Here is a 20,335-nt window from a genome sequence, read left to right on the forward strand (position 1 = left end):
GGAACTGCGCGAGCGGCCGCGAACTCACCCGCAGACTGCACGCGGCAGCAAGCGGCGCCCCCTCCCCCAAGAACCGGGAGGGGGCCCAAGAACCGCGCGGCACCATCAGCGGCGGCGACCGCGCTTGCGCTCACTCATGTGCCGCCCCAGTGCCTGCCGCTGCTTGAAAACCCGACGCTGCTCGGCGCGCAACCGCGCATCCGTACGGGCGGCCAAGCGGGCGTTCTCCCTCAGCAGCTTGCGGTAGCTCTCCAGCCGACGCTCGGGCAGCACACCACCCTCGACGGCGGCCAGCACGGCGCAGCCGGGCTCCTCCCGATGCGCGCAGTCCTGGAACCGGCACTCGGCGGCGAGCTGTTCGATCTCGGAGAACGCCTGGCCGAGACCGTCCTCGGCGTCCCAGAGGCCGACACCGCGCAGCCCCGGGGTGTCGATCAGAACACCGCCTCCCGTCTCGGCGGGCAGGGGCAGCAGGTTGCGGGTGGTCGTGGTGTGCCGTCCCTTGCCGTCCCGGTCGCGAATGGCCTGGACGGTCTGCGCCCGGCGCCCCAGCAGCGCGTTGGCGAGCGTGGACTTGCCCGCGCCGGACTGGCCGAGCAGCGCCGTGGTGCCGCCCGCGAGGACGGCGGCGAGGATGTCGATCCCCTGGCCCGTCTCCGCGCTGACCGGCAGCACCTGGACGCCGGGTGCGGCGGTCTCCGCGTCCGTGAGCAGGTGCCCGACGGTCACGGCGTCGGGGACGAGGTCCGCCTTGGTGAGGGCGAGCAGCGGCTGGGCGCCGCTGCTCCACGCCAGCGAGATGAACCGCTCGATACGTCCCAGGTCCAGCTCGGCGCCGAGGGAGACGGCGATCAGCGCGTGGTCGACGTTCGCGGCCAGCACCTGGCCCTCCGAGCGCTTGGAGGAGGTGGAGCGGGCGAAGGCGGTACGGCGGGGCAGCAGCGTCCGTACGTACGGCGGGGCACCGTCCGCGTCGACGACCGCCCAGTCGCCGGTGCACACGACCCGCATGGGGTCGCGTGGGACGACGAACTCGGTGTCCGCACGCAGGGTGCCGACCGGGGTGACCAGGTCGCACCGGCCACGGTCGACCCGTACCACCCGGCCGGGCAGCGGGTCGGGGCCGGCGGTGGCCGGGTCGGCGATCGCCCGTGCGTACGCCGCGTGCCAGCCGGCGTCCCAACCGTAGGCGGCCAGTACGGCGTGATCCTGCGCGGATGTGTGAGCGCGAGTGTGCGAGGTGTGCTGCGACAAGGGGTTGACCCTTCACAAGGGCGGCCCCGGCTCCGGAAAGGAAGAGTCAGCCGGTGGCCGCGGAGGTGAATGTGACGGACTGGTTGTGGGCAGCGCCCAGCGCGATGACAGCCATCAGTGACACCTCCGTTCTTGTCGCAGGGCACGGCGGGCTCGTGCGCCACCGTGCGGGTCCGGTCGGACAGTAGCCCGGCAGGGCGCCACGCCGCCACCGTTTATCTCGCTGTCGTCACCCTGTTATCCCTCGCTGTCGTCACCGCGATCGCGGCCCCGGGGGCGCAGGAGACGGCCCCGGACGTCCTCGGGCGGCAGGAACTTGGTCCAGCGTTCGGGGAACTCGGCGGGAGCGTCCAGGTCGAAGCCGTCGCCCTCGCCGTCTTCGTACTCCTCCATCCGGCGGCGCCGAGCGGCGACCGCTGCGACGACCTCGGCGGCCGCCTCCTCCCGGCGCCGCTCGTTGGCGCGCCGCGCCGCTGCCGTGGCCACCGAGGGCCAGACATGGTCGATCGCCGCGTTCACGGCCGCTCCCACCAGCACGGCGAATGCCGAGACGCCGATCCACAGCAGCACCGCCACCGGCGCGGCCAGCGAGCCGTAGATGGTGGGGCCCTCGACGGTGTTCGTCAGATACAGCCGCAGCAGGAAGCTGCCGAGCACCCACATGACGAGGGCCACCAGCGCGCCGGGGATGTCCTCCCGCCAAGGGGAGCGCACCGGCACGGAGACGTGGTACAGCGTGGTGAGGAAGACGATGGACAGCAGCAGCACGACGGGCCAGTAGAAGACGCCGACCACCCACTCGGCCTGCGGGACCAGCCGCAGTACCGCGTCCGGTCCTGCCACCATCAGCGGCAGCGCCACGGCACCGATCACCAGGGCCACGAGATAGAGGAAGAAGGCCAGCAGCCGGGTCTTGACGATGCCGCGCCGACCGTCCAGTCCGTACATCACGGTGATGGTGTCGATGAAGACGTTCACGGCCCGCGAGCCGGACCACAGGGCCAGCGCGAAGCCCAGCGAGATCACGTCGGGGCCCCCGCCCTTGATCACGTCGTCGATGAGCGGGCGCGCCAGTTGGTCGACGCCCCGGTCGGAGAGGACGGTCGCTGAGGCGTCCAGGAAGTTGCGCCGGATCATCTCGATCGTGTCGGCGCCGATCCAGTCCAGGTAGCCCAGCAGGCCGATCACGCCGAGCAGCAGCGGGGGGATCGAGATCAGTGTGAAGAACGCCGCCTCGGCCGCCAGCCCGAGCACGCGGTACTCCATGCACGAGTTGACGGTGTCCTTGAGCAGCAGCCAGGCCATCCTCCTTTTGGGGACGTCCCGGTACTTCACCCGCGCCCTGCGGAACTGGCTGTGGGACCGCCGGGGAGCCCACCGCGGGGCCCGTCCGGCGGTCTGCTCAGGGGTTTCCTCGACTGCACGCACCTCTTTAACGTATCTGTATGCCACCCTCGACACACACCGTGACCAACCAGGCTCCGCCGCTGGTCGACTACGACGTCTTCGCCGCCGACCCCGCACTGGCCGAAGGCGTTGCCCGCCATGTGGCCCCCGAACACGCCGCGGAGGCCCGCGCCGAGCTGTCGGAGCTGGGCCGCGCCGCGGGCTCGGCCGAGGCGCAGGAGTGGGGCCGGCAGGCCAACGAGTACCCGCCTGTGCTGCGTACCCACGACCGGTACGGGCACCGGATCGACGAGGTGGAGTTCCATCCCTCCTGGCACCGGCTGATGGAGCGGGCGGTGGGCGCCGGGCTGACGGACGCGTGGTCGCGGCCCGACGGGCAGCTGCTGCGTACGGCAGGCTTCCATGTGTGGTCCCAGGTGGAGGCGGGGCACAGCTGTCCGGTCTCGATGACGCACGCGGCCGTGCCCGCGCTGCGCAAGGACCCCGCGCTGGCCGCCGAGTGGGAGCCGCGGCTGAGCTCGCACTCCTATGACTGGGGCCTGGACCGGCCGGCGAGCGCCAAGCGGGGCGCGATCGCCGGGATGGGCATGACGGAGAAGCAGGGCGGCAGCGATGTGCGGGCCAACACGACCGAGGCCGTGCCGCTGACGGGCGAGGGCAGCGGCGAGGGCGAGTACACGCTGCTGGGCCACAAGTGGTTCTGCTCGGCGCCGATGTCGGACGTCTTCCTGGTGCTGGCGCAGGCCCCGGGAGGGCTCAGTTGTTTCCTGGTGCCCCGGGTGCTGCCGGACGGCACCCGCAACGCGTTCCGTATCCAGCGGCTCAAGGACAAGCTGGGCAACCGCTCCAACGCCTCCAGCGAGGTGGAGTTCGACGGCACCACGTGGGCGCGCCGCGTCGGCGAGGAGGGCCGCGGGGTGGCGACGATCATCGAGATGGTGGCGGCGACCCGGCTGGACTGTGTGACGGGCTCGGCCGCGCTGATGCGGCAGGCGGTCGTCCAGGCCGTCCACCACACCGCGCACCGCTCGGCGTTCGGCAAGCCGCTGATCGAGCAGCCGTTGATGCGGAACGTCCTCGCGGACATGGCGCTGGAGTCGGAGGCGGCCACCACGCTGGCGCTGCGGCTGGCCGCCGCGTACGACAGTGCGGCGGGTGAGGGCGAACAGGCGGCGGCTGACCGCGCCTTCCTGCGGCTGGCGCTGCCGACGGCGAAGTACTGGGTTACCAAGCGGGGCGTTCCGCTGGCGGGCGAGGCGCTGGAGTGCCTCGGCGGCAACGGCTATGTGGAGGAGTCGCCGATGCCGCGGCTGCTGCGCGAGTCGCCGCTCAACTCGCTGTGGGAGGGCTCGGGGAACGTCCAGGCCCTCGATGTGCTGCGTGCGCTCCAGCGCTCCCCCGGGTCGCTGAACGCCTTCCTCACCGAGATCGGGCAGGCGCACGGCGCCGACCACCGGCTGGACGCCGCGACGAAGGACGTGTTCGCGCAGCTCGCGGACCTGGAAGGGATCGAGTCCAGGGCGCGGCGGCTGGTGGAGCGGATGGCGCTGGTGCTGCAGGGCTCGCTGCTGGTGCGGTTCGCGCCGACGGCGGTCTCGGACGCCTTCTGCGCCTCGCGACTGGGCGGCGACTGGGGTGCGGCCTTCGGCACGCTGCCCTCAGGACTGGACCTGAGGGCGATCGTGGAGCGGGCGCTGCCGGCGGCGTAGGGCCTTACCGGTCCTGGCCGGCCGCGGCCGGGCGGTCACAGCTGGCGGCGGACGCCTGCCTCGTTCCGCACGGTGACGAGCTGGTCCGACAGGGTTCCCGTGACGGCTGTACGCGCCCGGCCCCGCCTGCCGAGGGGCAGCGGCGACCGCTCGGTCATCTCCTCCAGCAGCGCCGCCGTCCCCCCGTACAGTGCGATGCCCGCCAGAGCCACGCCGAGGCAGCCGGACGCCGTCTGTACGGCACCGACGCCCGTCAGTTCGTAGACGCCGTCCAGCGCGTACCGCACGGCCGCCAGCGTCAGCAGCACACCGAGTACCCGCTTCCCGGCGAACGCGACCAGCCCGAGCATCAGCACGAAGGCGGCGGCGGACAGCAGGAAGACCGCCAGCGCCAGGCTGCGCGCTCCCGGCGGCTGCAACAGCGACAGCACGGCCGTCCCGCCCCAGGTCGCGCCCAGCGTGGGCATCGAGGCGGCGGCGTCGGAGTCGCGCGCGAGGAAGGCCAGCACTCCGGCGAGCAGCTGCAACGGTACGACGAACACCAGCATCAGGACGAACAGCTGGCCGGTGTGCCGCAGCGGCACCCAGTGCAGCTGGTCGGCCGACAGCAGGATCGTGCCCATGCCGAAGGAGAAGAGGCCCAGCGGAAGGCTGCTGGCAACCGGCCGCAAGAAGATCCGGGCCGCGGCGGGTCCGGGTGTCTGTCGCTCGCTGTGCTCATCGTGCACTGTGCCTGCCTCCAGCGTCCGCGTGCGGGGCGCCCGGGTGTCCGTTCGGCTGTCCGGCACACCCCACAGGTCACAGTACGGAACGCCTGCGGGACGGCGCCGCAGGCACACGGAGCGCTCCGCAGGCACCCCGGTAGCAGCCGGCCACCCCGAGGCCAGGCGTCAGCCGCCCGGCGGCGGCGCCAGCAGCCGGTCCAGGGCGCGGCGGGTCCTGGCCGGGGCCGTGGCGTCGGCGAAGAGCTGGAGCTCCTGGTTCAGCCCCATGTAGAGGCCGTGCAGTTCGAAGGCGAGCTGTTCGGGCTCCACCTCGCCGGGGAGCTCCCCCACCTCGACGGCGATCCGCAGGTCGTTCACGAGCAGCCGCCGTCCGCGCAGCATGAAGCGGGCCACCGTGTCGTGCACGGGGCCGCCACGCGCGTCGAATTCGACGGAGGCGGCGGTGAACAGGCAGCCGCCGGGGAAGGCGGTGCGTTCCCGTTCCAGATAGCGGATCCACGCCTCGCAGAAGGCCCGCAGCCGGACCAGCCCGGGCCGCAGTCCGGCGACCGGCTCCCACACCAGGCGGGTGAAGAGTCCCGAGGCGCCGTGCAGTGCGGCCAGCTGGAGCGCCTGCTTTGAGCCGAAGTGGCCGAGCACGCCCGCCTTGCTCATGCCGAGGTCGGTGGCGAGGCGCCCGATGGTCAGCCCCTCAAGCCCCTCGACGGAGCCGATGGCGACGCTGCGCTCGATGATCCGTTCGCGCGTTCTGCGGGCCTCGGCTGCGGACTTGCGTGGACTCATGCACCCATCGTAACCGGCCGGAGTGATTTAACTTCCGATCGATCGGTTGCTATATTCCCGCCACACCGTCCCCTCGACGAGGAGAAGAGCACCGTGCCGGGAACCCGTATCGCAGCGCTGGGCCACCACCAGCCCGACCGCGTACTGACCAACGACGACCTCGCGGGGATGGTCGAGACCAGCGACGCGTGGATACGTCAGCGCACCGGGATCGTCACCCGGCGGATCGCGGCGGAGTCCGAGACCGTCGCGGGGCTGGCCACGGTGGCGGCGGGCAAGGCGCTGGCAGCTTCCGGCCTGGACCCCGCCGACATCGACATGGTCGTACTGGCCACCTGCTCCGCACGCGACCGCTGCCCCAGCAACGCGGCCCAGGTCGCGGGCGCGCTCGGCATCCCCTCAGCCGTCGCCTACGACCTCAACAACGGCTGCGCAGGCTTCTGCACCGCCCTCGCCTCCGCGAGCCACTCGGTGCGCGCGGGCGCGGCACGCCACGCGCTGGTGATCGGCGCGGAGAAGATGTCCGACGTCACCGACTGGACCGACCGCACCACCTGCGTCCTGCTGGCCGACGGCGCAGGCGCCGCGATCGTCAGCGCCGTACCCGACGGCGGCGACGCGGTGGAGCCGGACGGTATCGGGCCCGTCGAGTGGGGCTCGGACCCGACGCGCGGCGACACGGTACGGCTGCTGGGCGACTGGCAGCCGCGCTTCGCCCAGGAAGGCCAGGCGGTCTTCCGCTGGGTCACCACCGAACTCCCGGCGGTGGCCCGCCGCGCCTGCGAACGGGCCGGGCTGGCGCCGGGGGACCTGGCGGGTGTGGTCACCCACCAGGCCAACCTGCGCATGATCGAGGCCCTGGTGCGTCAGTTGGATCTCGCCGAGGACGTGGTGGTCGCCCGCGACGTGGCCGAGTCCGGCAACACCTCGGCCGCCTCCGTACCGCTGGCCCTCGCCAAGCTGGTCGAGCGCCGCGAACTGCCGCCGGGCGCCCCCGTCCTCCTCCTCAGCTTCGGCGGCGGTCTCTCCTGGGCGGGCCAGGTGGTGCACTGCCCCTGAGGGGGCCGGCATCCTCAGGGGGGTGCCCCTTGCGGATCGCGGCTACTGATCGAGGTCCCGCGCCCAGGGCGGGTTGGCGCCGCGTACCGAGACGACCGCGGCAGCGACCCGTACGCCGAAGGCCAGCGCCTCGCTGACCTGGGACCCGGTGAGGGCGTCCAGTCTGCCGCCCAGCGCGCCCGCCCCGCCAAGGGCGTGGAGGAAGCCCGCCATGAAGGAGTCGCCCGCACCGACGGTGTCCACCACCTCGGTGGGCGGCGTCGGAACGCGGAAGCGGTTGCCGTCGAGCGAGGCCATGACCCCCTCCGCGCCCAGAGTGACCACCACCAGCGGCACCCCGTCCGCGTGGAAGGCGTCGGCGGCCTCGTCCGGCGTTGCGCCGGGCCGCAGGTGGGCCAGGTCGTCGTCGGAGAGCCGCAGGATGTCGGCGGCCGCACACCAGCGGGGCAGCGCCGCACGGTAGACGGCCGGGTCGACCAGCAGGGGACGCACATTGGGGTCGAGGGAGACCGTGGCGCGGTCCCGTATCTTCGCCAAAAGCCGCTCGACAGCCGCACCGCCGGGCTGCTGCACCAGCGCCAGCGAGCCGGTGTGCAGGCAGGAGAGGGGGTCGGCGGTACCGGAGGCCAGCTCCTCGTCGGTCCACTGGAAGTCGGCGGTCTGCTGGGCGTGGAAGGCGTAGTCGGCGCTGCCGTCCTCGGCGACGTCGGCGACGGCCAGGGTGCTGGGCTCGGGCGCGCGCACCGTGTGGCTCACATCGACGTCCGACTCCGCGAGTCGGGAGGCGAACAGCCGCCCGAACACATCGTGCGAGAGCCGCCCGAGGAAGCGGGTCGGGGTGCCCAGCCGCGCCAGCGCCACCGCGGTGTTGGCCGGGCCTCCGCCGGGGAAGACGTCGAGCGCGAGCGGTGCGGGGTCCTCGCCGCGCGGCGGCGCCACGAATGCGTCGGCGACGCATTCGCCCAGTACGGCGATGGGGTGTTCAGCGGTCATCTCGGCCCTTTCACCTTGGCACGGTCCAGCCTCTTGGCGGCACTACGGTACGTTCATGCCGGGTGCGGCGCCCCAGGTGGCGGGGAGCCGGCGCTCGGGTCGAGGTCGTTCGCCCGGGTGCGGGCGGGCTGTGGCTAGTCGCGCAGCTCCCCGCGCCCCTTCGGGGCGCGCCCCCTCAGCCGGCCCGCCAGCCCCCGCAGTTCCGGCACCCGCAACAGCCACCCCAGCAGCACATAGCCCAGCGCCAGCGCCACGACGCCCGCCACGAGGGCGGCAGCCGAGCCGGCCGTGCCCTCGCCCGTCGCACCCCGCACCACATCCGCCGCCCACCAGGCGAGCCCCGCCGCGGCAGCCGAGGCCAGGAACAGCCGCCCGTACACGCCCAGCACACGCCCCGAAGGGTCCAGCGGCGCGGCCAGTCGGCGGCGGAGCAGCCAGGCGGTGAGGGCGAACCCGGCCGCGTAGGAGAGCGAATAGCCAGCGGCCATGCCCGTCACGGCCCACCGCGCGGGCAGCGCCAGGTGACAGCAGGTGGCCAGGGCGATGTTGACGGCCGCGATGAAAGCGGCCATGAAGAACGGCGTCCGGGTGTCCTCGAACGCGTAGAAGCCGCGCAGCAGCAGGTACTGCGCCGAGAACGGGATCAGCCCGAGGCCGAACGCCTGGAGCATCTGTCCCAGTGGCTGTGCCGACTGGGCGTCAGCGGCGCCGTGTGCGAACAGCAGCGCGGCGATCTGCGGTCCGAGCGCGAGGAAGAGGAAGGCGGTCGGTACGATCACGGCGCCGGTGAGCCGGAGCGCACGCGCCAGATCGGCGCGCAGGTCAGCGGGGCGCCCCTCGGCCACCGCGCGGCTCATCCGGGGCAGCAGCGCGGTCACCAGCGAGACGGTGACGATGGACTGCGGCAGCATCCAGATCGTCTGTGCGTAGGTGTACGCGGAGTACCCGGCGCCCGCTTCGGGCAGCGCCTGGTCGGCGGCGTTGGCGTAGTTGGTGACGACGGTGAGCGCCACCTGGTTGGCCAGTACGAACAGCAGCGTCCACTTGGCGGCGTGGGCGCTGCTGCCCAGCCCGGTGCCGCGCCAGTCGAACCGCGGCCGGAAGCGGAAGCCGGCGGCGCGGACGAACGGGATCAGCGCCAGGGCCTGCAGGGCGATCCCTGCGGTGGTGCCGAGGCCCAGCAGCCGCACCTGCCCCTCGGTGATGTCGGCGACCCGCTCGGGGACGGTCATCATCCCCAGGTAGGCGCCGAACATGGCGACGAGTACGACGTTGTTGAGGATGGGGGTCCACATCATCGCGCCGAACTTCTCGCGCGCGTTGAGCACTTGCCCGAGCATCCCGAACAGGCCGTAGAAGAAGATCTGCGGCAGCAGGAAGCGCGCGAAGACGACGGTCAGCTCGAACGCCTCGTGCTGGGCCGGGGTGTCCCGCATGTAGAGGCCGACGATCTGCGGCGCCGCCCAGACGGCGAGCGCGGTACCGAGCGCGAGCACGGTGACGACCAGGGTGACCAGCCGCTGCTCGTACGCGCGACCGCCGTCCGGGTGCGTGGCCCGCGCCCGGACCAGCTGGGGCACCAGCACGGCGTTGAGCGCGCCGCCGATCAGCAGCGTGTACAGGCTGGTCGGCACGGTGTTGGCCGTGTTGTACGTGCTGGCCAGCAACCCGGTGCCGAGTGCCGCCGCCTGGAGCACCTGCCGGATGAGTCCGGTGGCACGCGAGACGACCGTACCGGCCGCCATCAGCAACGACGAGCGGGCGAGTCCCGGCTTCGCCGCGGCCGCCGCCGACTGGTCCCCCACCCCGACTGTGGTCTTCGTCCCCTCCGCCATCGGGCCAATCTACGCCGGGCCGATCATGGTGCGGACATCGGCCTACGAGACGGCTCCGGCGGGGGCGGGCAGCCGGTCGGTGCGGGTGTGGCGGTAGGCGTGGGTGTGCTCTCCGGTGCCGGGGTCGACGGTGTAGGCGTCCACGACGACCTGCTGCGCGTTGATCGTCAGCAGCATGAAACCGAGGGTGTCGTACGCCTCCCAGAACGCCTTGTTGCTGGGCTTGTCCGCGCGGCCCTTGGTCTTGGCCGCCGCGCCGCACACGATCTGCTGGGTGCCCCGGTGGTCGGCGCCGGTGTCGAGGATCTGCAGGGTGTGGTCGTGGCCGGAAAGGATGAACTCCGCATTGCCGACGACGACTTGCTCGTACAGCTCCTTGACGTGCTTGCCGCTGAGGTAGTCGCCGCAGGTCACGCCCTCGTACTCGCCGGCGTTGCGGTGCGTGCCGTTGTTGCGGAGCGGGTGGTGGGCGAAGACGAACTTCCAGCGGGCACGGGAAGCGGCCAGCGACTCGGTCAGCCAGGCCCGCTGCTCGCGCGCGAAGGGCCCGTCCCAGTAGTACCTGGGGTCGGTCTGGAGCACGTAGGAGGAGAGCGGCGTGGTGTCGAGCGCGAAGAACTCGGCGACCGGCTCGGCGGCACCACCGGGTACGGCCACCGAGTAGTAGCGGCCGGGCATGTACCAGCGGGCCGAGTGCGCGTGGTAGGCCACCTCGTGGTCGCCCCGCGAGGGCCATCCGCCGCTGCCGGGGATGATGCCACTGGTGTCGTGGTTGCCGAGCACCATCAGCCAGGGGACGTCGATACCGGTGTTGGGGCGTTCGAACTTGGACTGGAACTCGTCGTCGGTGGCGCTCTCGGGGCCGTTCTCGTAGATGTTGTCGCCGAGCCCGATCGCCAGGTCCACGCCGCGCCGCGCGCACACCGCGCGGGCGGCGTCGGCGACCTTCCACTGGCCGTCCTCGCCGGTGCCCGCGTCACCGGTCAGCAGCAGGGTCAGTTCGGCCTTGTCGGGTATCGGCAGTTTGTCGACGCCGCCTTCGGTGCCCCGCGCGGGCTGCGCCGCCGCGCCGCCCGCGCCGAGTACGGCGGCCGCGCCCGCGCCGCCGACGCCCGCGAGCACCATGCGTCTGCTGACTGCGCTGCGGTCCCCCTGAGTTCCCATGCGTCTCTCCTCGCCTGTCTGGCGCGTCGGGTCTGCTGCGTGCAGATGCCACCCCCCACGACTGAAGGTGGCATGTACACGGCGCAGCTAAGAGTGAGCGTGGCGGGAAACACTGTCAACTCGTCGGTAACTTTTTGTCCGGAAGCGGGAGTCGGAGCCGGAGTCGGACCCGGGGCCGGAGTCGGACCCGGGGCCGGAGTCGGAGCCGGACCCGGAGCGGGGCAAGCGGCCGGCCGACAGCAGCCCGGTGGCCGCCACGAGCGCCAGGCAGCCCAGGGCCAGGGGCATCGCCGCCAGAAAGGCCGTATCGGGCGGCTGTCCGGCAGCCGTACGGACGGACATCAGCGTGGTGGCCGCGGCAACGCCCAGCGCGGGGCCCACGTTCACCGCCGTCTGCTTCAGGCCGCCTGCCACCCCCGCCTGCCCGGCCGGTGCCTGCCGCACCACGACGGAGGTGGCGGTGACCATGACGGCCACGAAGCCTCCGCCCAGCGCGAAGAAGGCCGCACCCACCGTTCCCGCACCCACCTCCGCCCCCGCCCGGGACAACAGCGCCACCCCGGCAGCCAGCACCAACGCGCCCGCCGCGGCCGTACGGCGCGGACCGTACCGCCGCAGCAGTACGGCGCACAGCGGAGCGCCCAGCACCATCGTCACCGCGAGCGGCAGCGTGCGTATCGCGCATGCGAAGGGGTCGAGTCCGACCACGTCCTGAAGGAAGTACGTACCGACGAACAGCGTCCCGTGGAGCGCCGCCGAACTCACGAGCAGCAACGCCAGCGCGGGCGTGATGCCCGGTGTACGCAGCAGCCCACCGGGCACCAACGGCGCTGCGGCGTACCGGCGTTCGTGCCGGACGAAGGCGGCGGCCGCCACGACACCGACGGCCGCCACGAGGCCGTTCACCGCCGTCAATCCGCCATCGGGCACGGCGACGAGGGTGTGCACCAGGCAGAGCAGCGCGGCACCGAGCAGGCAGGCGCCCGGCAGGTCGAGACCGGCGCCCCGCGCCGTCCTCCCCGGCGCTCTCCGCGCAGCCAGCAGCGCGGGGAGCCCCACGGCCACCGCCACCGGGACGTTGAGGAAGAACACCGCCCGCCAGCCCGGTCCGACGGCCAGCACTCCGCCCAGCACCGGCCCCGCAGCGGCCGCCAGCCCGATCACGCTCGTCCGCACGGCGATCGCCATACCCAGCCGCTCCGGCGGGAAGACGGCGCGCAGCATGCCGAGCGTGGCCGGTTGCAGCAGCGCCCCGAAGACCCCCTGCACGACGCGCAGTCCGATGACCCAGCCGATGCCGTCGGCAGCCCCGATACCGGCCGAGGCCGCGCCGAAGCCCAGCATGCCCAGCGCGAAGAGGCGATGGTGCCCGTACCGGTCACCGAGCCGCCCCGCGAAGACCAGCAGGCTCGCCACGGCGATCAGATAGCCGGTGCCGGCCCACTGCAACTGCGCGAGCGTGCCCCCCAGCTCGCGCCGCATGGCGGGCTGGACGACCACGAGCACGGTGCCGTCCAGCGCCACCACGGCGGCCCCCGTGGCACCGGCGAGCAGGGTGAGGGCGCGCAGGGCCCCTCCGGGCGGCGGCCCGGTATCAGTGTTCGATTCCGTCATAGACACTGTCTACCAGGGTCGAGTAGACAGTGTCTACGCGCTCCGGACCGGACCTGGCGCCGTACCAGCCCCCGCGCCGTCCGCACCCGGCCCCGCCCGGCCTTCGTGCGGCCTTCGTGCGGCCTTCACGCAAGCCTCAGCGCAGGTCAGGACTGCGGGACCCGGCCCGAGATGCGGACGGCGCCGCGCGGCCGCACCGTGGACCCATGGCGGCACCCGTCACCGTGCACCCGCCCGACGCCGAAGGCGGCCGGCGCGTCGTGGCCCGCGACCGGATCCTCGGCACGGCGCACAACGTCATGGAACTGCTGAACCTGCTCGAAGACGCCGGTATGGACCGCGAACACATCCGGCTGGACGACGCCTCCCTCATCGACTGGCGGGGCGGCGGCGCCTACGAGTGGGCCCCGCGCAAACCCTGACCGGCCGCCCCCGGGCAGCAGCGACCGGCCGGCCACCGCTGCCCGCGGTCACCGGCCCCGCACCGAGGGGGCGCACCCCTTGAGCATCTGTCCAACCGCGGGCGGCAGAGGTGTGACACCTGTACATAGTCCGGGGGAGGCGGCACCCCTACCGTCGGGGTGCGCGAGATTCGCGCCGGGTGACCCCCGGTTTCTCCGCCGGCCGGCCCGGTCCGCCACGGACGGTGGGAGTTTTCCGTCCGCGCTGCTCGCGCTCGCTGCGCACACCGGCATCCTGGAGCGCAGCCGCGACGTCCGGAGCAGCGAGGCGGGCCGGGCGGCCAATGAGCCACTTGCGGCCCGGTCCGCTCGGCCGAGCGTCCAGGCCGACCACCGTGTGCGGGAGCAGGCCCCTTTGCGGCCCCCGCCCTCCCGCTCACCTTTTCGATTCTCCCTGATTGGAGCGTTCATGAGCGCCGCAAGCGGGCGCCCGGCAACGGACACGGAACCCACTGACAAGAGCGGCCCCAGGTGCCACTGCGGCCGATTGCTCACCAGGTGCGACGGCTGCCAGAGCCTGCGTTGCCTCGACTGCGACCCCTACCGGTCCGATGACTGCGCCTTCGGTGTCTGAGGCTTCCGGCGAGCGCCCCGTCGGCCGGACACAGCGGAAGCACTACGTCGTGATCGGCGACGATGCGGCGCGGAGGGTCTGCGGCCATCTGCAGGCGGCCGGGCACAGCGTGTGCCATCTGGCCTATCCCACGGACGCGGCGCTGCACCGGGCCGTGGGCTCCGGGCCCGACGAGGGCCAGCACCTGGGCCGGGTCCGCGAGGTGGCGGGCGTCGCGGTGCTCTTCGACGACGACGCCGAGTCCCTGCGCTACGCGCTGGCCGTCGAACACATCCGCCCCGGAGTACATCTGGTGGTGACGATCTTCGACCGGACGGTCGCGGACCAACTCGAGAGCACGGTGCCCAACTGCCGGGTCACCTCACCTGCCGAGGTCGCAGCCCCCGTCCTGCTGGCCGCCTGTCTCCAGCCCGATCTGCTTGCCCTCGACCGGACTTCCTCGGGACACATCGGCGCCCGCTGGGAGGAGGACACGGTACGGCTCGAACCGTACCGCCCGCCGCGCTCGCTCAGATACCGGGCGCGGCTGGGCAAGATCCGGGGACAGCTGCGACCGCACGACGGCAGCTCGCGGATCATGCTCTCCGGCCTGGCCGGGCTCTTCGCCGTGCTGGTGGCTGACTGGACATGGTCGGTGGCCCTCAACCACCGGCCACCGGTGGACGCTTTCTTCGAAGCCGCGCGCACCCTGGCGACCGTCGGCCCTGCTGCGCCGCACGGCTCGCCTGGCTACCTGGTGTTCGCCGGTATCGCCATGCTGACCACCATCGTCTTCACCGCCGTCTTCACCGCCGGGATGGTCGACCGGCTGCTGGCCCCCCGCTCCATCGGCATGGTAGGCCCCAGGGCGCTGCCCCGCTCCGGCCATGTGGTGGTGGTCGGGCTCGGCCAGGTCGGGCTGCGGCTGTGCACCCGCCTGCAGGGTCTCGGCGTGGGGGTGATCGCGGTGGAACGCGACCCGGCGGCGCCCAACCTCCGGCTGGCGAAGGCACTCGGCGTGCCCGTCGTCGTCGCGGACGCCAAAGACCGGTTCGTGCTGCGCAAGCTCGGCCTTCACCGGGCCCAGGCCATGGCTGCCGTCGCCTCCGACGACCTGGACAACATCTCGGTGGCCGTCGCCGCACGAGCCGTCGCCGACCAGCTGCGCGTCGTCATTCGGGCAGGCGACCACGAGGCCATCGCCGAGACCCGGTCCCTGTTCAGCATCGGAATCGTGCACGACCTCGCCAGCCTCAGCGCCGTCCACACGGCCGCGAGTCTGACCGGCCTGGAGCCAGGCGCTGTGCTGGCGCACGGCAGACGGCTGCTGGTGGAGCGCACGGACGGGGCGTTCGCCCAAGTGCCGCACGCGGCCCGTTGCGACCACCACCGGCACGGAACCCCAGGTGGCCGGCGCACGCCCGCCGGCCACCACCCGCCCGGAAGCCGTGACGACGCGGAACCGGGTCACGGATCGGTACGGGAACCGGCGGCGGGCTGAGCGCGCCGCCGAAACCCGGTCGCCCTCGCCCGTCGACCGCTCTAGCCTTGACGGCCATGAGCAGCAGCGGCCTGGAGACGATCAACGGCGTCACCGTCCTGGTATGGGACGCCGACGGCGAGACCATCGGCAGCGAGAGCGATGCCCTCGATGTCATCGGCAACACCTCGTACCAGGGCGCCGAATGGGCGGTGATCCCGGCTTCACGGCTGGACGAGGCGTTCTTCCAACTGCGCACCCGGCTGGCCGGGGACGTCGTCCAGAAGTTCGTCCAGTACGGGCTGCGCCTCGCGGTCGTCGGCGACATCTCCCGGCATCTCGAGGGCAGTTCTTCGCTCCGTGACTTCGTACGGGAGTGCAACCGCGGGCGGCAGACCTGGTTCCTGACCGACCTGGAAGAGCTGCGGGAGCGGCTGCGCGGCTGACCGTCCGGGGGCCGGCCGCGCTGCTCCGTCGCGGTTGCTCCGTGTTCCGCGTAGCTCCGTGCTGTTCCCTCGCGGTTATTCCGTCGCGCTCCATCCTGCGGGCCGTTAGCTTCGCACTGTGAGAATGCTGCGAACCGAACGCCTGGTGCTCCGCGAATGGCGGGAGAGTGATCTCGGGCCGTGGGCGGCGTTGAATGCCGACCCCCAGGTGCGGGAGCACTTCCCCGGAGTGCTCAGCCGCGCGGAGAGTGACGCGTCCGTCGCACGGTTCCAGCGGGATCTGGAAGCGCGGGGCTGGGGATGGTGGGCGGTCGAGGTCCGGGCGACCGGGGAGTTCGTCGGGTTCGCCGGGCTGGACCCGGTGGAGGAAGAGCTGCCGGTCACCGGGGTGGAGGCGGGCTGGCGGCTGGCACGCTCGGCGTGGGGCCACGGCTATGCGACCGAAGCGGGCCGGGCAGCGCTGGGGTTCGGCTTCGAGTCGCTGGGGCTGCCGGAGGTCGTGGCGATCACCACGGCGACCAACCTCCCCTCCCAGGCGGTGATGCGCCGCCTGGGGATGGCCCACGACCCCGCCGACGACTTCGAGGACCCCACCGTCCCGCCGGGCCCGCTCCGCCCCAGCGTCGTCTACCGGCGCCGCCGCCCGCTCTCAGGGTGAGGTGAGGGGTTCGGCCCGGTGGGCGCGGTGCAGCAGGTCGAGGAACGACGGTGCCGGTGGCATCGGTTCGGGACCGATACGGTGCACCGCCACGCCCGGCGTCCAGGAGTTCAGCACGACGGCTCCGGAGAGCGCGGGCAGGTCGGCGAGGGTGATCTCGCGATCCTGCTGGGGTACGCCGAGGCGCGTCAGCTGGCGGCGGACCACGCCCATCATGGTCCCGCCCAGCATTCCGGCCCGGGGCCACAGCACGGATTCACCGTCCCAGAAGGCGAGGTTCCAGATCGTTCCCTCGCTGAGCCGACCCCGCCGGTCGACGAATGCGGCGTCGTCGAACCCCTCCCCCACCGCCTGTCTGAGGTAGTAGGTCTTGGCCACCTCTCCGACGTGTTTCACCGTCGCCAGCGGCCGTTCGTACGCGACTGTGCCGAGCGCGAGCGGACCCGCCGGGCCGGACGCGGGCGGTCCTGTCCGCACCAGCAGGGAGAGCCCGGCCTGGTCACCGGCTGCGGTGAACTCGCCTGCCGTCGAGAACACGGCCGCCGTCAGGGAGACATCGGCAGGGCCCCCCTCCAGCGCCGTCCGCAGATACGACCGCACCCGGTCGTCGGGCAGCGCCCGGCCGAACAGCTCAACCGAGGCGGAGCGCAGCCGTTCCAGGTGGAGATCGAGCCCCCTCATCCGGCCGTCCCGCACCTGCACCGCGGTGAAGTGCGCGTAACCGGCGAAGGCCAGCGGGGCGAGCTCTTCCGCCGTGGCCGGGCGGCCGTCGAGCTGGGTGGTGTACAGGGTGGGAGCGGCGGGCCGGGACTCCTCGGGGCGCTGCTCGGCGGCGTGTGTGGAATGTGCGTTCATGCCGGGGACGTTAGGGCCTGACATCAATGCGAAGGTCAACCGCGGAAGGCAGGTCACGCTCAGATGCTGATCGGGGAGTTGTCCCGGCGTACCGGAGTCAACAGCCGACTGCTGCGCTACTACGAGGCGCAGGGGCTGCTGACAGCCGCCCGCGGGCCGAACGGCTACCGCCACTACGACGAGGACAGCGTCGTGGTGGTGACGCAGATCCGTGCGCTGCTGCGGGCGGGCCTGTCCACCGAGGTGATCCGTACGGTGCTGCCGTGTGCCCGGGGTGAGCAGCCTGTCCTCCACTGGTGCGCGGAGCTGCGCGAGATCCTGGGCGGTGAGCTGTCAGCGATGGAGGAGCGGATCGACGCGCTCGAACGCAGCCGCGGCAAGCTCGCCGGCCTGCTGGACGGCGCGTGATCGGGCGGCTCCCGGAGTGCCGCCGCCCCCGTCGGCAGGCGGTCCGCGCGCCGTCTCAGCGCGTCATCAACCACTGCGTGCGGCCGGAACCGAGGGTTCCGGCCGTACGCCTGAGGGGGCGGAGCCGCGGTCAGCCGGCCTCGCCGATGTCGAGAGTCGTGCCGTACAGCCGGGAGACGTGGATACGGAGGACGACGCGCTCTTCCTCGACCGCCTCGGCGAGGAACGCGTCCTCGTCCGCCGCTGAGGCGAACCCCCCGGCGATGGCGGCGAGTTCGCGGCCGACGGCGTCGCCGGGCACCGTAGTGGGCTCGGAGACCTCCGCCTCGCCCTCGGCGACCGCGAAGGTCCACACATCCCGGCTCACATGGAGCGCTGCGTGCGGGTCGGCGCGGTAGTGGCGGGGCTTGAGGCGGCTGCGGGTGGTGGAGATCCGCAGGACGCGCGCCGACTCGTCCCACCGGTACAGGACCGTGGTCAAGTGCGGATGACCGGTCTTGCGGACGCTGGCCAGCACACCGAACTGCTGCTCGGCGAGGAGACGGTGGAGTTCGGACTCGGTGAGCGGGCGCGGAGCGGGGCCGGGCATGGGGGTTTCCTTTCACGGTGGGGTTTCGGTGCGGGGTCCGCCTCGTAGGACAAGGCTGCGCCTCGGAGGGCGAGGCGGAACGGCCGCCGCGGGTCGGTCCTCGGGGCGGCCGCGGAGCTCAGTGCACGGGCTGCCGTTCGGCGGTGGCAGGTGCAGGCGCCGCCGTAGCGGTGCCGGTGGTGGCGGTGGCGGCGGTGGCGGCGGGCTTCCGGAGCGCCACGAAGGCGACGGCGAGCGCCAGGACGAGCAGTCCGGTTCCGGCGGCGAAAGCCACGTGGTAGCCCCCGGTCAGCGCTGCGGCACGCGAACTGCCCGAGGCCGTCAGTGCTTCGGTGCGGGCGGTGGCCAGGGTGGACAGTGTGGCCATGCCGAGGGCCATACCGATCTGCTGCGTGGTGTTGAACAGCCCGGAGGCCAGCCCCGCGTCCCGTGCGTCCGCGCCCGACATGCCCAGCGCGGTGAGGGCCGGGAGCGCGAGCCCGAACCCTGCCGCGAGCAGCATCACGGGGAGCAGGTCGGTGGCGTAGTGCGCGCGCTCGGGCAGCCGGGTGAGCAGCGCGAGCACACCGATCAGGAGTCCGAGGCCGGTCAGCAGTACGGCGCGTTCCCCGTACCGTGCGACCAGCCGGGCCGAGACGCCGAGCGAGACGACGCCGATGACGAGCGCTGCCGGCAGCATCGCCAGACCGGTGCGCGCGGCGCCATAGCCCAGCACGCCCTGGAGGTAGAGGGCCACCAGCACCTGGAAGGAGTACAGCGCGGCCACCATCAGCATCTGGACGACGTTCGCGGCGGCGACGGTGCGCGAGCGCAGGATGCGCAGCGGCATCAGCGGCGTACGGGCACGGGCCTGGCGGAGGAAGAAGCCGGCGAGCAGCGCCGAGCCGAGCAGCACCGGGAGGAAGGTGTGCGGTGAGCCCCAGCCGTGGCTGGTGGTGTTGATGACTCCGTAGATTCCGGTCATCAGGCCGACGGTGATCAGCAGCGCTCCCCAGGCGTCGGCTCCGGCCCGGAGTCCCAGCCCGCTGTCGGAGGGCAGCGCCGGCAGGGCGAGGGCGAGCACGGCGGCGCCGATGGGCAGGTTGATGAAGAAGATCCAGTGCCAGGTGAGCAGGTCGGTGAGGACACCGCCGAGGACCTGGCCGATGGAGGCGCCTGCGGCGCCGGTGAAGCTGAACACCGCTATGGCACGGGCTCTTTCGCCGCGTCCGGGATAGAGCGTGACGAGGATGCCGAGCCCCACGGCAGCCGCCATGGCGCTGCCGACGCCCTGCATGAAGCGGGCGGCGAGCAGGACGGCAGGGGTGGTGGCGAACCCGGCCAGCAGTGAGGCCGCGGTGAAGACGCCGGTGCCGGCGAGGAACATCCTCCCCCAACCTCCGGCCGGGGGTGCCCCCAGCGGCCGATCAGGTCGCCGAGCCGGCCGGCGAGCAGCAGCAGGCTCCCGAAGGCGATGAGGTAGGCGTTGACGACCCAGCTCAGCTGCAAGGGGCTGAAGTCGAGGTCGCGCTGGATGGCCGGCATCGCCACGGTGACGATGGAACCGTCCAGGATGATCATCAGCGTTCCGGCGGCGATGACGCCGAGGGCGAGACCGCGTGAACCTCGGGTGCCGAGCGCGGACTTGGAGGACTCGGAGGGCTTCGAGGACCCGGAGGACTCGGGAGATATGGCAGACATGACGGCCTCTCTGGTCGCGCACCCGGCGAACACGGGTGGTGGCGAGGGGGAGCGGAAGCGGAGGTGGAGCCGCGGTGGAGCGGATAGCGAGACCGTAGCAGATAGTTTCGTTGTAGACGATATTTCTCGGAACGAATTTGCCGGTAGGCTGGTCCCATGACCGCCATGACGCCACCGACCCGCACCCAGCCGGACCTCTCCTACCTGCTGGACCACACGAGCCATGTGCTGCGCACCCAGATGGCGGCGGCACTCGCCGAGATCGGGCTCACCGCGCGGATGCACTGCGTGCTCGTCCACGCGCTGGAGCGCGAGTGCAGTCAGAGCGAACTCGCCGAGATCGGCGACATGGACAAGACCACGATGGTCGTCACCGTGGACGCCCTGGAGAAGGCCGGGCTCGCCGAGCGCCGCCCCTCCAGCACCGACCGCCGAGCACGGATCATCGCCGTCACCGAAGAGGGCGCACGGACGGCCGAGCACAGCCGGCAGATCGTCGACGAGGTGCACCAACGGGCGCTGGAGGCGCTGCCGGACGGCGACCGGGAGACGTTCCTGCGGCTCCTCGGCCATCTGGCCACCGGCCACCTGAGCACCCCCGCCCCCACTCCGGCCCCCGCCCGCCGGGCCCGGCAGCGCAGCCGGTGAAGCGGCGCAGGACA

18 protein-coding genes and 1 pseudogene are annotated in these 20,335 nt (G+C 72.5%); 8 read left to right on the forward strand and 11 right to left on the reverse strand.

Features of this window, described 5'->3' with window-relative positions; all coding sequences use genetic code 11:
* Window positions 1-105: 105 nt before the first annotated feature.
* Together rsgA and JW592_RS07990 are read right to left on the reverse strand one after the other, a co-directional pair.
* Entirely contained in the window at window positions 106-1,254 is a 1,149-nt protein-coding gene (gene rsgA, locus JW592_RS07985; protein WP_209264216.1) for a ribosome small subunit-dependent GTPase A, read from the reverse strand.
* Window positions 1,255-1,491: 237 nt separating this feature from the next.
* The gene (locus tag JW592_RS07990; RefSeq protein WP_209264217.1) at window positions 1,492-2,682 is read right to left on the reverse strand and encodes a YihY/virulence factor BrkB family protein; all 1,191 of its coding nucleotides are present in this window, start codon (window positions 2,680-2,682) and stop codon (window positions 1,492-1,494) included.
* A 17-nt stretch (window positions 2,683-2,699) separates the two neighbouring features.
* Here JW592_RS07990 and JW592_RS07995 point away from each other — a divergent pair, with 17 nt between their 5' ends.
* Window positions 2,700-4,370 carry an acyl-CoA dehydrogenase family protein gene (locus JW592_RS07995; protein WP_209264218.1) on the forward strand — a complete coding sequence of 557 codons (1,671 nt, stop codon included), beginning with the start codon at window positions 2,700-2,702 and terminating at the stop codon, window positions 4,368-4,370.
* Window positions 4,371-4,405: 35 nt separating this feature from the next.
* Here JW592_RS07995 and JW592_RS08000 read toward each other — a convergent pair whose 3' ends face one another.
* Entirely contained in the window at window positions 4,406-5,098 is a 693-nt protein-coding gene (locus JW592_RS08000) for a GPR1/FUN34/YaaH family transporter (protein ID WP_209264219.1), read from the reverse strand.
* Between the two features lie 162 nt (window positions 5,099-5,260).
* Window positions 5,261-5,878 (reverse strand): TetR/AcrR family transcriptional regulator, encoded by a 618-nt coding sequence (locus JW592_RS08005; RefSeq protein WP_209264220.1) that lies wholly within the window; start codon window positions 5,876-5,878, stop codon window positions 5,261-5,263.
* Between the two features lie 93 nt (window positions 5,879-5,971).
* On the opposite strand from JW592_RS08005, the gene JW592_RS08010 reads away from it, so the two are divergent.
* Window positions 5,972-6,937, forward strand: coding sequence for a beta-ketoacyl-ACP synthase III (locus JW592_RS08010; RefSeq protein WP_209264221.1), 966 nt, complete (start codon window positions 5,972-5,974; stop codon window positions 6,935-6,937).
* A gap of 42 nt (window positions 6,938-6,979) precedes the next feature.
* Here JW592_RS08010 and JW592_RS08015 read toward each other — a convergent pair whose 3' ends face one another.
* The 4 genes from JW592_RS08015 to JW592_RS08030 all read right to left on the reverse strand — a co-directional run bounded on the left by JW592_RS08015 (window position 6,980) and on the right by JW592_RS08030 (window position 12,543).
* Window positions 6,980-7,930: a carbohydrate kinase family protein gene (locus JW592_RS08015; RefSeq protein WP_209264222.1), complete on the reverse strand. Its 951-nt coding sequence runs from the start codon at window positions 7,928-7,930 to the stop codon at window positions 6,980-6,982.
* A gap of 134 nt (window positions 7,931-8,064) precedes the next feature.
* On the reverse strand, window positions 8,065-9,765 hold the full coding sequence (gene murJ / locus JW592_RS08020; protein WP_209264223.1) for a murein biosynthesis integral membrane protein MurJ: 1,701 nt from the start codon (window positions 9,763-9,765) through the stop codon (window positions 8,065-8,067).
* A gap of 42 nt (window positions 9,766-9,807) precedes the next feature.
* Window positions 9,808-10,929, reverse strand: a complete 1,122-nt coding sequence (locus JW592_RS08025; RefSeq protein ID WP_209264224.1) for a metallophosphoesterase — start codon at window positions 10,927-10,929, stop codon at window positions 9,808-9,810.
* A gap of 87 nt (window positions 10,930-11,016) precedes the next feature.
* On the reverse strand, window positions 11,017-12,543 hold the full coding sequence (locus JW592_RS08030) for an MFS transporter (RefSeq protein WP_209264225.1): 1,527 nt from the start codon (window positions 12,541-12,543) through the stop codon (window positions 11,017-11,019).
* Window positions 12,544-12,749: 206 nt separating this feature from the next.
* Between JW592_RS08030 and JW592_RS08035 the strand changes: the two genes are divergently transcribed.
* The 4 genes from JW592_RS08035 to JW592_RS08050 all read left to right on the forward strand — a co-directional run bounded on the left by JW592_RS08035 (window position 12,750) and on the right by JW592_RS08050 (window position 16,141).
* The gene (locus JW592_RS08035; protein ID WP_209264226.1) at window positions 12,750-12,965 is read left to right on the forward strand and encodes a hypothetical protein; all 216 of its coding nucleotides are present in this window, start codon (window positions 12,750-12,752) and stop codon (window positions 12,963-12,965) included.
* A 605-nt stretch (window positions 12,966-13,570) separates the two neighbouring features.
* Complete coding sequence (locus tag JW592_RS08040) at window positions 13,571-15,058, forward strand: NAD-binding protein (RefSeq protein ID WP_307805327.1); 1,488 nt, start codon at window positions 13,571-13,573, stop codon at window positions 15,056-15,058.
* A 56-nt stretch (window positions 15,059-15,114) separates the two neighbouring features.
* Window positions 15,115-15,483 (forward strand): DUF4180 domain-containing protein, encoded by a 369-nt coding sequence (locus JW592_RS08045; protein ID WP_209264228.1) that lies wholly within the window; start codon window positions 15,115-15,117, stop codon window positions 15,481-15,483.
* A gap of 118 nt (window positions 15,484-15,601) precedes the next feature.
* On the forward strand, window positions 15,602-16,141 hold the full coding sequence (locus tag JW592_RS08050; RefSeq protein ID WP_209264229.1) for a GNAT family N-acetyltransferase: 540 nt from the start codon (window positions 15,602-15,604) through the stop codon (window positions 16,139-16,141).
* On the opposite strand, the gene JW592_RS08055 is transcribed toward JW592_RS08050, so the two are convergent.
* Entirely contained in the window at window positions 16,133-16,996 is an 864-nt protein-coding gene (locus JW592_RS08055) for an aminotransferase class IV family protein (RefSeq protein ID WP_209264230.1), read from the reverse strand. The two genes, JW592_RS08050 and JW592_RS08055, sit on opposite strands and share 9 nt — an antisense overlap.
* 63 nt (window positions 16,997-17,059) lie before the next feature.
* Between JW592_RS08055 and JW592_RS08060 the strand changes: the two genes are divergently transcribed.
* A complete protein-coding gene (locus JW592_RS08060) occupies window positions 17,060-17,404 on the forward strand; it encodes a MerR family transcriptional regulator (RefSeq protein ID WP_209264231.1) in 345 nt (114 codons plus the stop codon).
* Between the two features lie 130 nt (window positions 17,405-17,534).
* Here the strand turns inward: JW592_RS08060 and JW592_RS08065 are convergent, their stop codons facing one another.
* Both JW592_RS08065 and JW592_RS08070 read right to left on the reverse strand, forming a co-directional pair.
* Window positions 17,535-17,993 carry a TIGR03618 family F420-dependent PPOX class oxidoreductase gene (locus JW592_RS08065; RefSeq protein WP_209264232.1) on the reverse strand — a complete coding sequence of 153 codons (459 nt, stop codon included), beginning with the start codon at window positions 17,991-17,993 and terminating at the stop codon, window positions 17,535-17,537.
* Between the two features lie 118 nt (window positions 17,994-18,111).
* Window positions 18,112-19,673, reverse strand: a pseudogene (locus JW592_RS08070) (MFS transporter).
* Between the two features lie 156 nt (window positions 19,674-19,829).
* Between JW592_RS08070 and JW592_RS08075 the strand changes: the two are divergent.
* Entirely contained in the window at window positions 19,830-20,321 is a 492-nt protein-coding gene (locus JW592_RS08075; RefSeq protein WP_209264233.1) for a MarR family winged helix-turn-helix transcriptional regulator, read from the forward strand.
* Window positions 20,322-20,335 lie beyond the last annotated feature (14 nt).

This window comes from Streptomyces spirodelae (assembly GCF_017676385.1).
GTDB lineage: Bacteria > Actinomycetota > Actinomycetes > Streptomycetales > Streptomycetaceae > Streptomyces > Streptomyces spirodelae.

What these genes read in the sequence shown, in the direction of transcription:
- JW592_RS07995 (WP_209264218.1), top strand. Translation starts at nt 2,700, where the DNA reads ATGCCACCCTCGACACACACCGTGACCAACCAGGCTCCGCCGCTGGTC.
- JW592_RS08005 (WP_209264220.1), bottom strand. Translation starts at nt 5,878, where the DNA reads ATGAGTCCACGCAAGTCCGCAGCCGAGGCCCGCAGAACGCGCGAACGG.
- JW592_RS08015 (WP_209264222.1), bottom strand. Translation starts at nt 7,930, where the DNA reads ATGACCGCTGAACACCCCATCGCCGTACTGGGCGAATGCGTCGCCGAC.
- murJ (WP_209264223.1), bottom strand. Translation starts at nt 9,765, where the DNA reads ATGGCGGAGGGGACGAAGACCACAGTCGGGGTGGGGGACCAGTCGGCG.
- JW592_RS08025 (WP_209264224.1), bottom strand. Translation starts at nt 10,929, where the DNA reads ATGGGAACTCAGGGGGACCGCAGCGCAGTCAGCAGACGCATGGTGCTC.
- JW592_RS08030 (WP_209264225.1), bottom strand. Translation starts at nt 12,543, where the DNA reads ATGACGGAATCGAACACTGATACCGGGCCGCCGCCCGGAGGGGCCCTG.
- JW592_RS08035 (WP_209264226.1), top strand. Translation starts at nt 12,750, where the DNA reads ATGGCGGCACCCGTCACCGTGCACCCGCCCGACGCCGAAGGCGGCCGG.
- JW592_RS08045 (WP_209264228.1), top strand. Translation starts at nt 15,115, where the DNA reads ATGAGCAGCAGCGGCCTGGAGACGATCAACGGCGTCACCGTCCTGGTA.
- JW592_RS08055 (WP_209264230.1), bottom strand. Translation starts at nt 16,996, where the DNA reads ATGAACGCACATTCCACACACGCCGCCGAGCAGCGCCCCGAGGAGTCC.
- JW592_RS08060 (WP_209264231.1), top strand. Translation starts at nt 17,060, where the DNA reads ATGCTGATCGGGGAGTTGTCCCGGCGTACCGGAGTCAACAGCCGACTG.
- JW592_RS08065 (WP_209264232.1), bottom strand. Translation starts at nt 17,993, where the DNA reads ATGCCCGGCCCCGCTCCGCGCCCGCTCACCGAGTCCGAACTCCACCGT.
- JW592_RS08075 (WP_209264233.1), top strand. Translation starts at nt 19,830, where the DNA reads ATGACCGCCATGACGCCACCGACCCGCACCCAGCCGGACCTCTCCTAC.